Genomic DNA, 14,190 nt, shown 5'->3' with positions numbered 1-14,190 from the left:
CGCTCAGCGCTCCTTGACATAGGGGATGCCGCTCGCCTTCGGGGCGATGGCCTTGCCGACAAAGCCGGCCAGCAGCAGGACGGTCAGCACATAGGGCAGCATCTGGATGAACTGCACCGGGATGACGCCGATCCCCGGCAGCGCCACGCCCTGCAACCGCACCTGCACCGCGTCGGTGAAGGCGAACAGCAGGCAGGCGAACAGGGTCGGCCCCGGCCGCCATTTGCCGAAGATCAGCGCCGCCAGCGCCAGATAGCCCTTGCCGGCGGTCATGTCGCGGACAAAGCCGGCGCCGTGCCCGGTGGAGAGGTAGGCCCCGGCCATGCCGGTCAGCGCCCCGGTCACCAGCAGCGCCTGATAGCGCAGCCGCGTCACCGACAGGCCGGCGGTGTCGACCGCCGCCGGGTTTTCCCCCACCGCGCGCAGCCGGAGCCCGAAGCGCGAGCGGTAGAGCACCCAATGCGTCGCGATCACCACGACCAGCGTCACCCAGATCAGGATGTTGTTGCCGTTCAGCAGTTCCCGGCAGACCGGTCCCAGCACCGGCACGCCGGACAGCGCCTCGACCCCCGGCAACTCCACCGCCGGGAGGCGCGCCTCCGCCGGCAGCAGCGGGGTCTGGCCGCCCTGCTTGAACCACGCGTAGGCCAGCGTCGGGGCCAGCCCGGCGACCAGGATGTTGATCGCCATCCCCGACACCACCTGGTTGCCGTTGTGGGTGATGCAGGCGAAGCCGTGGATCAGCGCCAGCGCCACCCCGGCGGCGATGCCGGCCAGCAGCCCCAGCCATGGGTTGACGGTGGCCGAGGCAACGGCGGCGGCGAAGAAGGCGCCGGCCAGCATCTTGCCCTCCAGCCCGATGTCGACGACGCCCGACCGCTCGCAATACATCCCGGCGAAGGCGGCGAGCACCAGCGGCGTCGCCACGCGGATGGTGGCGGCCAGCAGTTGCAGGGCGAGCAGCAGCGCGTCATCCATCGCCGTCAGCCCCTTCCCGCTTCAGTGACGGCCGTGCGGCGCCGGAACAGGCGCCGGAACAGCGCCTCCACCTGCGGCTTGAACAGGTTCTCCATCGCGCCGGCGAACAGGATGACCAGTCCCTGGATGACCATCACCAGCTCGCGGTTGATCGTCGGGTATTCGAAGGAGACCTGGCCGCCGCCCTGGGCCAGCACGCCGAACAGCAGCGCTGCCAGGATGATCCCGACCGGGTGGTTGCGGCCCATCAGCGCCACGGCGATGCCGACGAAGCCGACGCCGCCGGTGAAGTTCAGGATGACGCGGTGCTGCACGCCCAGGATCTCGTTCACCCCGACGAAGCCGGCCAGCGCGCCGGAGATCAGCATGGCGATGACGATGTTGCGCGACGGCGAGATGCCGGCATAGACCGCCGCCCGCTCGTTGCGGCCGACGGTGCGCAGCTCGTAGCCCCAGCGGGTGTGGCGCAGGAACAGGTGGAACAGGCCGCAGCAGGCCAGCGCCCACAGGAAGGACAGGTTCAGCGGCGAGGACGGGATGGTGATGCCGAACCAGCCGAGCGCCCGGTCCATCGACGGCAGCCAGACGCCGGGGTCGAACTCGCGGGTTTCCGGCGACTGGCTGCCGGGGCGGATCAGCACATCGACCAGCAGCCAGGTCATGATCGACGCGGCGATGAAGTTGAACATGATCGTCGTGATGACGATGTGGCTGCCGCGCTTGGCCTGCAGCCACGCCGGGATGAAGGCCCAGGCGGCGCCGAACAGGGCCGACGCCAGCACCGCCAGCAGCGCCACCACCGGCCAGGGCCAGCCGGTCAGCGCCAGCGCCACCAGCCCGGCGCCGAGCCCGCCCAGATAGGCCTGCCCCTCGCCGCCGATGTTGAACAGCCCGCAATGGAAGGCGATGGCGACCGCCAATCCGGTGAAGACGTAATCGGTGGTGTAATAGAGGGTGTAGCCGATCGCCTCCGGGTAGCCCAGGGCCTCCGACAGCATCAGCGACAGCACGTCGACCGGATTCTCGCCGATGACCAGGATCACCAGCCCCGACAGAGCGAAGGCGGCGACGAGGTTCAGAACCGGCAGCAGCGCGTACCCGACCCAGCCCGGCACGGCGCCCGGCTGCCCTTTCCCCGACCCGCTCAGCACCACGGCTTCCCCCGGATTGCCCCTGACCGGATTCTTAACCGGCAATTCACGCCCTGACCAAGACTTTTAGTCGCCAGGGTTTTTCCGGCGGGGATCGAGCTTAGAACCGTTACAAAATTCTTGCCGCGCCGCAGCATTCTGGCATGATCCATATCCATAAAAAATTTATGGCTATGGAGCGCCCGATGCCGCTGGATATCCCGCAGACCTTCCGCCATCACGTCTTCTGCTGCGCCCAGCAGCGCCCGCCCGGCCACCCGCGCGGCAGTTGCGCCGCCAAGGGCGCGCACCCGCTGTGGCAGCGACTCGACCAGAAAATCCAGGGCAAGGGGCTGGTCGACGTCGGCATGGCGATGACCGGCTGCCTTGGCTTCTGCTCCGCCGGGCCGCTGATGGTGGTCTATCCCGACGGCATCTGGTACCGCCCCGAAACGCCGGAGGACATCGACGAGATCGTCGAGTCGCATCTGGTCAACGACACCCCGGTCGAGCGGCTGGTGATGGTGCTGACCCGGTGAGGGACGTGAATACGGACGCCCCTCGATCAAATGAAAAGCCTCTCACCGACCCCGCGCCATGGCAACCAAACCATGCAATTGCCGGCAATCGCAAGTTTTCACTTGTAAGTTGCCGGGGCGCGCCTTACCTCTGACTGGTCGACGTTACTCTGGGCTATGCTATTCTGATCCGTCACTGGATCTGGGTCTCTTCCCGAAGTGAAATTGATGCCTCACGCAACGTCGTGTGGGGCAACAGCCAGGAAGGGAAGCGATCCATGGCTATTGGTACCGTCAAGTTCTTCAACGCCACCAAGGGCTTCGGCTTCATCCAGCCGGAAGACGGCACGGCCGACGTGTTCGTCCACATCTCCGCCGTCGAGCGCGCCGGGATCAGCAACCTTGGGGAAGGCCAGAAGCTCTCCTTCGATGCCGTTCGCGATCCGCGTCGCGGCAAGGTTGCTGCCGAGAACCTGCGCGCGCTCTGAGCGCAGCCGGTTCGGCAAGGAAGGGCGGCTCCGGCCGCCCTTTTTGTATTGGAATCCGGGAACGCCGGCGCCGGGACGGTTGATGTCCAGCGCCGCATCGCCGCCTTCGGCGAACGGTCCCGACGTAGGATTTGCATGACGGCCGGCCTGGGGGCAGGGCCGAATTCAGGAAATGGACAAACATGAACGGTTTCAAGAACGCGGGCCTTTCCGAACGGTTGAGCACGGCCGCCAGCGCGAAAAAGGCGCTGCTCGAGAAATTCAAGGCGCAGCCGGGTGTGAACGATCCGGTCTTCGTGGAACGGGAAGAGGCCCGGCGGGCCGTCCGTGAGGCTCGCGAGGCCCGCGAGGCTGGGCGTCAGGCCGAGCGTGACGCGCGCAAGGCCGCCGAACAGGAGGCGTTGCAGGCCAAACAGGCCGAGCGTGCCGCCCGCGAGGCGCTGGACGCCCAGGAAACCGTCGAGCGGGCGGCGCGCCAAGTGGCAAAGGAAGCCGAGGCGAAGGCCGCCCGCGACGCGCGCTACGCGGCCCGGAAGGCCAGAAGCCGGTAATCGGCCGATCCGCCATCGGCGCTCTGTGCCTTCGGCCGGGGAGGGGCATGCCGGCTGGACCGGTTCGGGATCCACGCCGGTCTGACCTGCGGTTGCGGCATTGGGACGCGGCGGCGTTTGCCCATAATGTGGGCATCCCCCGCCATTGCTGTCCCGAACCGATCCCATGACCGACGCCGAAACCGCCGAGCTGCTGCCCGCCGAGGCCGATTCGGTTCCCTACGCCGTCGGCTGCTTCCTGGGCGCGATCCTGCTGTTCGCGGCGATGGACACGCTGATCAAGCTGCTGACCGCCGACTATCCGGTGCCGCAGCTGATGTTCGTCCGCTCGCTGGTCGCCTTCCTGATGGTCGGCGGCTACACCCTGGTGCGCGGCGGCGGGCTGGCGGCGATGCGGACGCGGCGGCCGCTGGGCCATGTCTGGCGTGCCTTCGCCGGGCTGATCTCGATGGGCTGCTTCTTCTACGCGTTCAAGGAGTTGCCGCTCGCCGACGTCTATGTGCTGAGCTTTGCCGGGCCGCTGTTCATCACCGCGCTGTCCGCCCCGCTGCTGGGCGAACCGGTGGGCTGGCGGCGCTGGCTGGCGGTGGTCGCCGGCTTCGGCGGCGTCGTGGTGATGGCGCAGCCGTCGGCCGGGGCGCCGCTGGTGCCGGTGTTGGTCGGGCTGACCGCGGCGCTGTTCTACGCGCTGGCGGCGCTGGCGGTGCGCGGGCTGTCGCGGACCGAAACCAGCGCGTCGATCGTGCTCTATCTGCTGCTGACGACGACGGTGGTCAGCGGCGCGCTGGCGCTGCCGGTGTGGACGGCGCCGACCGCCGCGGCGCTGGGGCTGATGGCGCTGGTGGGCGCCGTCGGGGCCGGGGCGCAGGTGCTGCTGACCCAGGCCTTCCGCCGGGCGCCGCCATCGGTGGTGGCGCCGTTCGAGTACACCGGCATGGTGTGGGCCAGCCTGTTCGGCTGGCTGGTGTTCGGCGACCTGCCGACGGTGCCGGTGCTGGCCGGCGCCATGGTCATCATCGGCAGCGGGCTCTACATCCTGCATCGTGAAACGCTGGTGGCGCGCCGCCGGCTGGGTGCTTGACAGAGGACGCCGGGCGGCGACACTCTCGCCCCTCGTTCACGGCTGGGGTGCCCGTGCCGGCGCAGGATGCGCGGCTGCACGGGCTGAGACACACCCATCGAACCTGATCCGGGTCATGCCGGCGAAGGGAGCCGACCGGACCCGACGATCCGCCTGACGGCCCGTCCTCCCGCGTCGCCCCCTGCCGCCGGCGCGAGTGAGGAGTATTCGGTCATGCGGCGCGCGCTTTCCCTTCTGATCGGCCTGCTGGCGGGCGTTCCCATCGCGGCCAGGGCCGACACGCTGTCCTTCCCGGTGCTGGTGCCGCTGACCGGATTCCTGTCGCTGGAGGGCACCAGCCAGCGCAACGGCGCGGTCCTGGCGCTGAAGCAGACGCCGGCCGGCATCACCGTCGCGTCGGAGGTGGTCGACACCGGCACCTCGCCGGAGGCCGCGGTGACGGCGCTGGAGCGCGCGGCCGGCAGCGGCACGGTCGGTGCGGTGGCGGCCAGCATGCTCGGCACCCAGATGCTGGCGATGCTGCCGCTGGCGCAGGAGCTGAAGCTGCCGCTGGTGACGGTGTCCGGCACCGCCTCGATCACCGAGCAGGGCAATCCCTGGGTCTTCCGCTTCTTCCCCGGCGACGCGGTGACCAAATCCGCCCACGCCCGCTATGTGGTGGAGGAACTGGGCAAGCGCCGTCCTGCCGTCATCTACCAGACCACCGCCTATGGCCAGAGCGGCAAGACCCACCTCGACGCCGCCTTCAAGGCGCTGGGCGTCACCCCGGTGTTCGAGGAGGGGGTGGACCCGGCGGCCAAGGACCTGCTGCCGGTGCTGACCAAGGCGCTGGCCGCCGGCCCCGACGTGCTGGTGCTGCACCTGCATTCCGGCCCGACCGCGCTGCTGCTGCGCCAGGCGGCGTCCAGCGGCGTCACCCTGCCGATCGTCGCCGGCTCCGCCATGCACCAGCCGAGCACGGCGGCGCTGCTGGAGCCGTCGGAGCTGAAGGGCGTCTGCGCCGAAACCGCGGCCTCCCCGGTGTCCGGCGGTTCGGCGGAGATGCAGGCCTTCACCGACAGCTACCGCGCCGCCTTCGGCAAGGAGCCGGACGCCTTCGCGCTCGGCCAGTATGACGGCATGACCATGGTGCTGGAGGCGGTGAAGGCCGGCGCCCGCAGTCCCGACGCCATCCGCAAGGCGCTGTCGGCGGAGGCATTCCAGGGGCTGGCGATGACCTACAAGTCCGACGGCAAGGGGAACATGGCCCATTCGGCCGTCATCGTCTGCTACGACGGGACCAGCCGGGTGCCGAAGCTGGCCAAGCGGTACGACGACCCGACCCTCGCGGCGCAGTGAGCCGATGGCGGCGCTGCAACTGCTGGTCAATGGCGTGGCGCTGGGGGCCGCCTATGCGCTGGTGGCGCTGGGCTTCGTGCTGGTGCTGAACGCCACCGCGGCGGTGAACTTTGCCCAGGGCGACCTGGTGATGGCCGGCGGGCTGCTCGGCGTGGCGGCGGCGCCGCTGATCCCCCTGCCGGGCATCGTGCTGCTGCCGGTGGTGCTGGCGCTGATGGCCGCGCTTGGGCTGCTGCTGGCGGTGGTGGCCTATCTGCCGCTGCGCAACCGGCCGCCGGTGTCGGTCTTCATCAGCACCATCGCGGTTGGCATCATCCTGCAGAACGGCGCCGCCATCCTGTTCGGGCCGGAGCCGCGCGCCGCGCCGCCGCTGTTCGGCGACGACACGCTGCGTCTCGGCGGGCTGGCGCTGCCCGAGCAGTCGCTCGCCATCATCGCGGTGGCGGCGCTGCTGATCGGGGCGCAGCAATGGGTGTTCGGCCGCACGCAACTCGGCCGCCGGCTGCGCGCGACGGCGCAGGACCCGGAGATGGCCCGCGCCTGCGGCGTGCCGGTGACGGCGATGATCCTGGTGACCTTCGCCATCGGCGCCGCCTGCGCCGGGGCGGCCGGGCTGCTGCTCGCCAACCGCTATTTCGTCACGCCGACGGCGGGCGGCGACCTGATTTTGAAAGCCTACATTGCGGTGACGGTCGGCGGCTGGGGCTCGGTGCCCGGCGCGGTGGTGGGGGCGCTGTTGATCGCGCTGTTCGAGGTCGGGGTATCGTCGGTGCTGTCCTACCCGGTGGCGCTGGGGGCGCTGTACGCGACCCTGCTGGCGATCCTGGTGCTGCGGCCGCAGGGCCTGTTCGGCGAAGCGGTGCGCCGCCGTGGATAGCCCGCGCTCCCTGGGGGGGAGAGGGGGGAATCGCGTGTGCGTTGCGGGTGCCCTCGCCCTGCTGGTCTACGCCCTCACCACCGCCTCGCCCTACGGGTTGCGCGTCCTGACGGTCGCTGGCGTCTATGCGCTGGCCACCTTCGGGTTCCAGATTGTCTTCGGCCTGGGCGGGGCGCTGTCGCTGGCGCAGGGCGCTTTCTTCGGCCTCGGCGCCTACGTCACCGGGATCCTCGGCAGCCGCTATGGCCTGGGTTTCGAAGCGACCTTTCCGCTGTCGCTGCTGGTGCCGGTGGTGGTGGCGGCGCCGGTTGGACTGGCGGTGCTGCGGCTGGAGTCGCATTATTTCGCGCTGGCGACGCTGGGCATCGCCCAGGTGCTGCATCTGCTGGCGGTCAATGTGCCGGAGCTGACCGGCGGTGCCAACGGGCTGGCGGGGGTGCCGGGGGTGGTGCTGTTCGGCTGGGCGGTGCCGCGCGGGCTGCCGATGGCGGCGCTGGTCTGGGGGCTGGTGGCGCTGGGCGGGCTGGCCGGCTGGCGGCTGACGCGCGGGCGGCTGGGGCGGTCGCTGACCACGTTGCGCGACGACCCGCTGGCCGCCGCCACGCTGGGGCTGGATGTCGGCCGGCTGCGGCTGACCGCCTTCGCGGTGAGCGCGCTGTTCGCCGGGGCCGCCGGGGCGCTGGCGGTCCACACCCAGCGCGTCGTCTCGCCGGAGGTGCTGGAGTTCCCGGTCATGGTGTCGATCCTGACCATCGCCGTCGTCGGCGGGCGCGGGCGGATGGCCGGGGCGGTGCTGGGCGCCGTGCTGCTGCTCCACCTGCCGGAGTGGTTCCGTTTCCTGGAGCGCGGCTATCTGGTGGTCTACGGCGCCGCCCTGCTGCTGACGGTGGTGCTGGCGCCGGACGGGCTGACCGGGCTGCTCGACCGCGCCGCGGTCCGGCTGTTCGGCCCGCGCCCCCGCCGCCTGCCCGACCCGCGGGAGCCGCCGCGCCCACCCACCCCGGCGGAGGGGCTGACGGTGGCGGGGCTGGAGAAGTCCTTCGGCGGCGTCCGCGCGGTGGACGGGGTGTCGCTGGCCTTGCGGCCCGGCGGCATCACCGGGCTGATCGGCCCCAACGGCTCGGGCAAGACGACGGTCATCAACCTGCTGTCGGGGCTGGAGCAGCCCGACTCCGGTCGGGTGCGGCTGGGTGGCCGCGACGTCACCGGCGCCCCGGCCGACCGGCTGGCCCGCGCCGGGCTGGCCCGCAGCTTCCAGGCGGCGGCGCTGCCCGGCGGCACGTCCGTGCTGGAGGCGGTGGCCGCCGCCCGCCTCGCCCTTGATCCCGACGCGGCGACGGCGGAGGCGCACGCGCTGTGGGCGCTCGAACGGCTGGGCGTCGGCGAACTGGCCGGGAGGTCGTGCGACGGCCTGCCGGCGGCGCTGCGGCGGCGGGTGGAACTGGCGCGCTCGCTGGTCCGTCGGCCGGCGGTGCTGTTGCTGGACGAGCCGGCGGCCGGACTGACCGATGGCGAGAAGGCCGAACTGGCGACGCTGCTGCGCGCCCTGGCGCGGGAGGGGATGGCGATCCTGCTGGTCGAGCACGACATGGGCTTCCTGCTGCCGCTCGCCGGCCGGGTGGTCTGCCTCGATCGCGGCCGCACCCTCTACGATGGTCCGCCGGACGGGGTGCGCCGCGACCCGGCGGTCGCCGCCGCCTATCTCGGTACCGTCCCGCCGGCGGAGCGGCCGGCGTGAGCGCGCTGCTGTCCATCACGGGCGTGAGCGCCGGTTACGGCGGCGCCGACGCGCTCGACGGCGTGTCGCTGACCGTCGCGGCGGGGGAGACGGTGGCGCTGCTCGGCGCCAACGGGGCGGGGAAGTCGACGCTGTTGAAGGCGGTGCTCGGCCTCGTGCCGGCGCGGGGGGAGCTGCGCTTCGACGGCGCCGATCTCGGCGGGCTGGCGACCGAGGCGCGGGTCCGCCGCGGCATCGGCTATGTGCCGGAGGGGCGGCGGGTCTTCCCCGGCATGAGCGTGCGCGACAATCTGGAGGTCGCCGGCTTGGCCGCGGCGCGCGACCGGGCGGAGGACGTCGAGCGGGTCTTCGCCCTGTTCCCCGATCTGGCGCGCAAGAGCCGCGACAGCGCCTGGCGCCTGTCCGGCGGGCAGCAGCAGATGCTGAGCCTGGGGCGCGCGCTGATGGGCCGGCCGCGGCTGCTGCTGCTCGACGAACCGTCGCTCGGCCTGTCGCCCAAGCTGGCCGACGAGGTCTTCGCCGCCATCCGCCATATCGCCGCGGCGGGCACCGCGGTGCTGCTCGCCGAACAGAGCGCCGCCCGCGCCCTGTCCGCCGCCCCGCGCGCCGTGCTGTTGCGGCTGGGCCGTGTCGTGGCCGACGGGCCGGTGGCGGCGCTGTCGGAGGAGGCGGTGCGGGATGCCTTCTTCGGGTGAGGGGAGCGTCGCTGCGCCTGCTGCGTGTCCTGTGCAACAGGTGGCAGCCTCCCGCGGTCGGCAGGCCGGTTGCGCTTGCGGATGGATGCGGGCACGGATAGCTTCGCCGCCACAACCGACTCTGTGGATTACCTCGTCATGACCGCCCGCCTCGCCGCTTCGCTGTCCGCTCTTCTCCTGCTGGGGGCGGCGTCGGTTCCAGCGATGGCCGAACTGGTGCCGGTCGAGCCGAACGTTCCGCCATCCGCCTATTACGGCCTGCCGGAACCGGAGTCCGAACTGGTGGTGCCGCGTGGCGGGGCCAACGATGCCCCGGCGAAGGCGCCGCCGGGCAAGGGCGGCCCCGACAAGCCGGGGCCCAAGCCGGACGGCAAGGCCGACGGGCCGGCCGAACTAATCGAGAGCTGGGACGGCGGCGCCGCCAAGAAGAAGGACGGCAGCTTCGCCTATTGCGTGGTGGAGGGGGAATTCACCTCCGGCCATGTGCTGATGATCGCCCGCAGCCCGAAGGGCGAAACCAACCTCGGCATCGGCATTCCCGGCGCCGACCTGCCCAAGGGCGGCGAATGGCCGGTCAAGGTCGAGGTCGACGGCAAGCTGAAGCGCGAACGGACCGCGATGGCCTCGCAGCCGGACATGCTGGTCGTCTCCAACGGCAAGGACGAGGAGCTGGTCACCGCGCTGATGAACGGCAGCGAACTGGTGGTGTCCTCCGCCACCGACCGGATCACCTTCAAGCTGAGCGGCACCAAGAAGGCGCTGGGCGACCTGAAGACCTGTGTCGACAAGGACGGCAACGTCCCGCCGATCAAGGTCGCGGCCGGCCGGCCGGCGCCCGAGAAGCCGAAGGCGGCGCGGCTGCCGGAAGGGCTGGAGACCCTGCTGACCGCCGCCGGCGTCCATGACGCGGAGCTGGTGCCGATGGACAAGGTGCCGCCGGAGCGGCGCCCGGCCGACGTTGCCTGGCGCTTCGGTCCGATCGTCGGCGGCATCCGCGAGCGCGCGGTGCCCGAAGGCGCCAAGATCGACGAGCTGTCCACCTCCTTCGCCGACAGCATGAAGCAGAAATGCGAGGGCACCGGCACCATCACGCTGAACCCGCCCGAACAGTCCGGTGCGGTGTGGCTGCGCACCGGCGCCGTCGACTGCGCGATGACGCAGGGCACGCTGCACGTCTCCCTGACCTTCCTGCTGTCGCAGCGCCGGCTGTTCACCGTGCTGTTCCACGAGGCGGGCGAGCCCGACGTGGCGTTGGCCGACAAGGTGCGCGACAACCTCGCCCAGGTGCTGCGCCGTGCCGGTACGATGGCTCCTGGTGCGCCGGCCGATGCGGTTGCTGCCCCGGCCAGCCCGCCGTTCACGCCTCCCGCTCCGGCGGCGTCGCCCACACCCCCTGCCGCTGTGCCGTCGGTGAAGCCACAGACGAAGCCACCCCCCTCCAAGTCCTGATGACTGTCCAGCTTCTCCACCCCTTTCCGGCACTTGGATTATGGTCGGCTGTAACTCATTGAGCATTCTCAGGTGATTTGCACAGAAGGGTGTGGTCTGAGCCGCCAAACGCAAGAGGGCGATTGGGCGGCGATTTTGTTGACTTCACAGACTTACAAAGTTACTTCATGAAAATTCCACGGGGTCCGGTCTGGGATCCGAATCTCTGGACGATGTGTTTAGAGGCCACGCGATTGTAACCAACCTCGAAATCTGATCTTGCTTTCCCAAGATAGGTTGATCGCCTGTCGGGATTCGGTCGAATGACCCGTGAGTTCTTAGGAAAGAATGTTGACTTCCACTCTTATCGATCTTAAAAATGCCCTATTGAGGAACGGAAATAGCAGGGGTAGCTGGGTATGTCCTTTTTGGACCTCGTCGGATCAGAGGACGCAATGAAGGAGATTGCGTCCAATGTTGCGCACCGCGCCTTAAATGTTGGGTTCGCGCCTGTAACGAACAGTGGCGTAACACCCGATCAGCTACTCACCCGCATCCGGGCATCATCTATTCCGCGCATGGCGGACGAAAGGGATATATCGGCTGATCTTAGCCACAGTCTGGTCCAGGCCGTTAACGATCTTGGAATCTGATTTATTTAACAATATTTAATCTGAATCATGGCCGGGGCGCTTCGACTACCCTGGTGGAGATTTATAGTGCCGGTTGATAAAGAATTGCCGAGCTTCCTAACCAAGGAGATGCTCGAAGAGCTGACCAAGCAGTTCTACATAACGGTGAAGCTTGTCGTCCGTCAGATTCAAGGCTTTGCCGTGACATCCGGCAAGCCGACTGATATCGATTTCAGCCGTCTTTGGGTATCGGAGCCCGAACTCGAATCCGCCTTCAGAGAGGCGGAGAATGATCTGCGCTTTCTGATGCTTCGTCGCGGCTTTCGGGCAGAAGATGTGCGGACCAAAGGCGTTGCCGAGGGCAAAGTGGCGGGCATGATCGCCTTTCGGCTGCTGCGCCACCGAATCATTCACATCGGCCATACGAACGGGCGAATAACCGACAGCTATTTTGGGCGTGTCCAGGAATTGGTGGTTTTACGGCTGATTTCGGAATCAATTCTGGGCATTGCGATTGATAAGGCTCCCTTCGTCCAACCTGGAGAAGGTGGAGCCTCCAAGCCGTGGCTCCTCCATGAACTGCTGTATCTGATCGCTCGCCGTCACTTTAATCAGGAAACTCTGGCACTGATTTTCGATACCGCCGTGCAATTGCATCGGGCGACGGGCTACGCCCGCTCCTGATATCCACGGTCCTTTTCGGGCCGCTTTGCGGATGGGGAGAAGAGTCTGGTGCTTGGGGTCGAATGCCCTGCGGAGCGAGTTGAGAGGGTTGGCGCGAAACACGGGAGCTCTGCGATTCTATCGGGCTCAATCCATATTTCCACATGATTGGAACCCGATGCACAATTCGGATGTAATCAATACATCTGAAGCATCGCACGCCATCATGCCAGACAACACCGCATCCATCGACGGGGTGGGCGACAACGCCCGCACCGGAGCCAGCCTTTACGCGACGCTCGACGCCTCGGCCGCCACCACCCTGTCCGACCGCTGGAGCGTGCGCGACAGCGTGCTGGCGGTTGTGCTGCTTGCCGCGCTGATCGGCGGCGCGGTCGGGCTGGCGGTCGGCCTGCTGCACGAGGGGGTGCTGGCGCTCCAGGGTGCCGCCTTCGACCTGCCGCACGGCGAACGTCTGGGCCAGAGCGCGCCGGAGATGCTGCGCACGCTGGGCGTGCCGGTGGCGGGCGGGTTGCTGCTCGGCCTGCTGTCGTCGCTGGTGCGGCGCTGGCGCCCGAACGCCATCATCGACGCGGTGGAGGCGAACGCGCTCTACGGCGGCAAGATGTCGCTGATCGACAGCCTGCGCCTGACGGTGACCACCACCCTGTCGAACGGCTCCGGCGCGTCGGTGGGGATGGAGGCGGCCTACACCCAGGCCGGCGCCGGCTTCGCGTCGGTCGTCGGGCAGCGGTTGCGGCTGCGGCGGGCCGACCTGCGCACCATGGTCGGCTGCGGTGCGGCGGCGGCCATCGCCGCGGCCTACCACGCGCCGCTGGCCGGCGCCTTCTACGCCTTCGAACTGGTGCTGGGCGGCTACACCCTGGCGGCGCTGGCTCCGGTGGGAGCGGCGGCGGTGTTGGCGGTGGCGGCGTCCGGGCTGCTGACCGGCGGCGAAATCCCGCTGGCGCTCGGCCGGCCGGTGGTGATCGCCGGGTGGGACTACGCCGCCTGCGGCGTCGTCGGCTTCCTGGCCGGCTGGCTCAGCATCCTGGCCATGCAGGCGGTCACGGTGGCGGAGCGGGTGTTCAAGCGCCTGCCGGGACCGCTGTGGCTGCGGCCGGCGCTGGGCGGCGCCGCCTTCGGCGCGCTGGCGCTGGCGGTGCCGGCGGTGATGGGCAGCGGACCGGGGGCGGTCCCGCCGGAGCTGGCGGGCGGCGCGCTGGCGCTGGCGCTGACGCTGGTCGCCAAGGTGCTGGCGTCGGCGCTGTCGCTGGGATCGGGCTTCCGCGGCGGCCTGTTCAGCGCCTCGCTGTTCATCGGCGGGCTGTTCGGCGGCCTGCTGGCGGTGGCGACCGACGGGTTCCTGCCGCAGTTGGGCATCGACGGCGGGTTGCTGCTGCTGGTCGGCATGGGATCGGTCGCCGCCGGCATCGTCGGCGCGCCGGTCACCATGGTGCTGCTGGTGCTGGAGACGACGCAGGATCTGTGGGCGGCGTCGGGCGTGCTGATCGGGGTGGTGCTGTCTACCACGGTGGTGCGTCAGGCCTTCGGCTATTCCTTCGCGACCTGGCGCTTCCATCTGCGCGGCGTGCCGATCCGCGGCGCCTACGATGTCGGCTGGCTGTCGGAGCTGACGGCGTTCCGGCTGATGCGCCGCGACGCCAAGATCGCCCCCGCCAACCTGACGGTGGAGGCGCTGCGCCGGCTCTACCCGCTGGGCGCTGCCAAGATGGTGTTCACCGTCGACGAGGCGGGCACCTACGCCGGCCTCGTCGACATGGCGACCATCCACGACCCGGACCAGGACGCGACCGCCGGCGAGACCCGCGTCTCGACGCTGGCCCGCAACGCCGACGCGGTCCTGCTGCCGGGCGACGACGCCCGCACCGTGCTGCGCCGCTTCGGCAGCGCGGAGGTGGAGGCGCTGCCGGTCCTGTCCTCCCCCACCGACCGCCGGGTCATCGGCTATGTGACGGAGTCCTTTGCGCTGCGCCGCTACTCCCAGGCGCTGGAACGCCAGCGCGGCGAGGATCTGGGCGAGCGCGGGCTGTGGGGACGGGACTGAGGAGC

Annotated in this window: 13 protein-coding genes and 1 riboswitch; of the genes, 11 read left to right on the top strand and 2 right to left on the bottom strand. The window is 69.6% G+C overall.

The window, feature by feature from the left end; genetic code table 11:
* Positions 1–3 precede the first annotated feature (3 nt).
* Entirely contained in the window at positions 4–978 is a 975-nt protein-coding gene (locus tag TSO352_RS07735; protein ID WP_109106775.1) for an ABC transporter permease, read from the bottom strand.
* Positions 979–983: 5 nt separating this feature from the next.
* Positions 984–2,132, bottom strand: coding sequence for an ABC transporter permease (locus TSO352_RS07730; RefSeq protein ID WP_109106774.1), 1,149 nt, complete (start codon positions 2,130–2,132; stop codon positions 984–986).
* 182 nt (positions 2,133–2,314) lie between these two features.
* Here TSO352_RS07730 and TSO352_RS07725 point away from each other — a divergent pair, with 182 nt between their 5' ends.
* The 11 genes from TSO352_RS07725 (at position 2,315) to TSO352_RS07675 (ending at position 14,185) form a co-directional block, all read left to right on the top strand.
* Positions 2,315–2,647, top strand: a complete 333-nt coding sequence (locus tag TSO352_RS07725) for a (2Fe-2S) ferredoxin domain-containing protein (RefSeq protein WP_109107354.1) — start codon at positions 2,315–2,317, stop codon at positions 2,645–2,647.
* A gap of 257 nt (positions 2,648–2,904) precedes the next feature.
* Entirely contained in the window at positions 2,905–3,114 is a 210-nt protein-coding gene (locus tag TSO352_RS07720) for a cold-shock protein (RefSeq protein ID WP_109106773.1), read from the top strand.
* Between the two features lie 182 nt (positions 3,115–3,296).
* Positions 3,297–3,665 carry a DUF6481 family protein gene (locus TSO352_RS07715; protein ID WP_109106772.1) on the top strand — a complete coding sequence of 123 codons (369 nt, stop codon included), beginning with the start codon at positions 3,297–3,299 and terminating at the stop codon, positions 3,663–3,665.
* Between the two features lie 166 nt (positions 3,666–3,831).
* On the top strand, positions 3,832–4,746 hold the full coding sequence (locus tag TSO352_RS07710) for a DMT family transporter (RefSeq protein ID WP_109106771.1): 915 nt from the start codon (positions 3,832–3,834) through the stop codon (positions 4,744–4,746).
* Positions 4,747–4,779: 33 nt separating this feature from the next.
* Positions 4,780–4,893: riboswitch (TPP riboswitch) on the top strand.
* A gap of 66 nt (positions 4,894–4,959) precedes the next feature.
* Positions 4,960–6,084 carry an ABC transporter substrate-binding protein gene (locus tag TSO352_RS07705; RefSeq protein ID WP_109106770.1) on the top strand — a complete coding sequence of 375 codons (1,125 nt, stop codon included), beginning with the start codon at positions 4,960–4,962 and terminating at the stop codon, positions 6,082–6,084.
* Positions 6,085–6,088: 4 nt separating this feature from the next.
* Positions 6,089–6,961 carry a branched-chain amino acid ABC transporter permease gene (locus tag TSO352_RS07700; protein ID WP_109106769.1) on the top strand — a complete coding sequence of 291 codons (873 nt, stop codon included), beginning with the start codon at positions 6,089–6,091 and terminating at the stop codon, positions 6,959–6,961.
* Positions 6,962–6,995: 34 nt separating this feature from the next.
* Positions 6,996–8,699, top strand: coding sequence for a branched-chain amino acid ABC transporter ATP-binding protein/permease (locus TSO352_RS07695; protein ID WP_247871968.1), 1,704 nt, complete (start codon positions 6,996–6,998; stop codon positions 8,697–8,699).
* A complete protein-coding gene (locus TSO352_RS07690; protein WP_109106768.1) occupies positions 8,696–9,394 on the top strand; it encodes an ABC transporter ATP-binding protein in 699 nt (232 codons plus the stop codon). Before TSO352_RS07695 ends, TSO352_RS07690 begins: the two co-directional genes overlap by 4 nt.
* 138 nt (positions 9,395–9,532) lie before the next feature.
* Complete coding sequence (locus tag TSO352_RS07685; RefSeq protein ID WP_109107352.1) at positions 9,533–10,843, top strand: hypothetical protein; 1,311 nt, start codon at positions 9,533–9,535, stop codon at positions 10,841–10,843.
* A 698-nt stretch (positions 10,844–11,541) separates the two neighbouring features.
* Complete coding sequence (locus TSO352_RS07680) at positions 11,542–12,138, top strand: hypothetical protein (protein ID WP_146210730.1); 597 nt, start codon at positions 11,542–11,544, stop codon at positions 12,136–12,138.
* A 205-nt stretch (positions 12,139–12,343) separates the two neighbouring features.
* Entirely contained in the window at positions 12,344–14,185 is a 1,842-nt protein-coding gene (locus TSO352_RS07675; RefSeq protein WP_109106766.1) for a chloride channel protein, read from the top strand.
* The last annotated feature ends 5 nt before the right edge of the window (positions 14,186–14,190 follow it).

Origin of the sequence: Azospirillum sp. TSO35-2 (assembly GCF_003116095.1) — a bacterium.
Classification (GTDB): Bacteria; Pseudomonadota; Alphaproteobacteria; order Azospirillales; family Azospirillaceae; genus Azospirillum.
Note: the sequence above shows the minus strand (reverse complement) of the source record. Positions and strands in the feature narration are given on the sequence as shown.

Coding starts and splice junctions, on each gene's coding strand:
- TSO352_RS07735 (WP_109106775.1), bottom strand. CDS start 978: ATGGATGACGCGCTGCTGCTCGCCCTGCAACTGCTGGCCGCCACCATC.
- TSO352_RS07725 (WP_109107354.1), top strand. CDS start 2,315: ATGCCGCTGGATATCCCGCAGACCTTCCGCCATCACGTCTTCTGCTGC.
- TSO352_RS07720 (WP_109106773.1), top strand. CDS start 2,905: ATGGCTATTGGTACCGTCAAGTTCTTCAACGCCACCAAGGGCTTCGGC.
- TSO352_RS07715 (WP_109106772.1), top strand. CDS start 3,297: ATGAACGGTTTCAAGAACGCGGGCCTTTCCGAACGGTTGAGCACGGCC.
- TSO352_RS07710 (WP_109106771.1), top strand. CDS start 3,832: ATGACCGACGCCGAAACCGCCGAGCTGCTGCCCGCCGAGGCCGATTCG.
- TSO352_RS07705 (WP_109106770.1), top strand. CDS start 4,960: ATGCGGCGCGCGCTTTCCCTTCTGATCGGCCTGCTGGCGGGCGTTCCC.
- TSO352_RS07700 (WP_109106769.1), top strand. CDS start 6,089: ATGGCGGCGCTGCAACTGCTGGTCAATGGCGTGGCGCTGGGGGCCGCC.
- TSO352_RS07685 (WP_109107352.1), top strand. CDS start 9,533: ATGACCGCCCGCCTCGCCGCTTCGCTGTCCGCTCTTCTCCTGCTGGGG.
- TSO352_RS07675 (WP_109106766.1), top strand. CDS start 12,344: ATGCCAGACAACACCGCATCCATCGACGGGGTGGGCGACAACGCCCGC.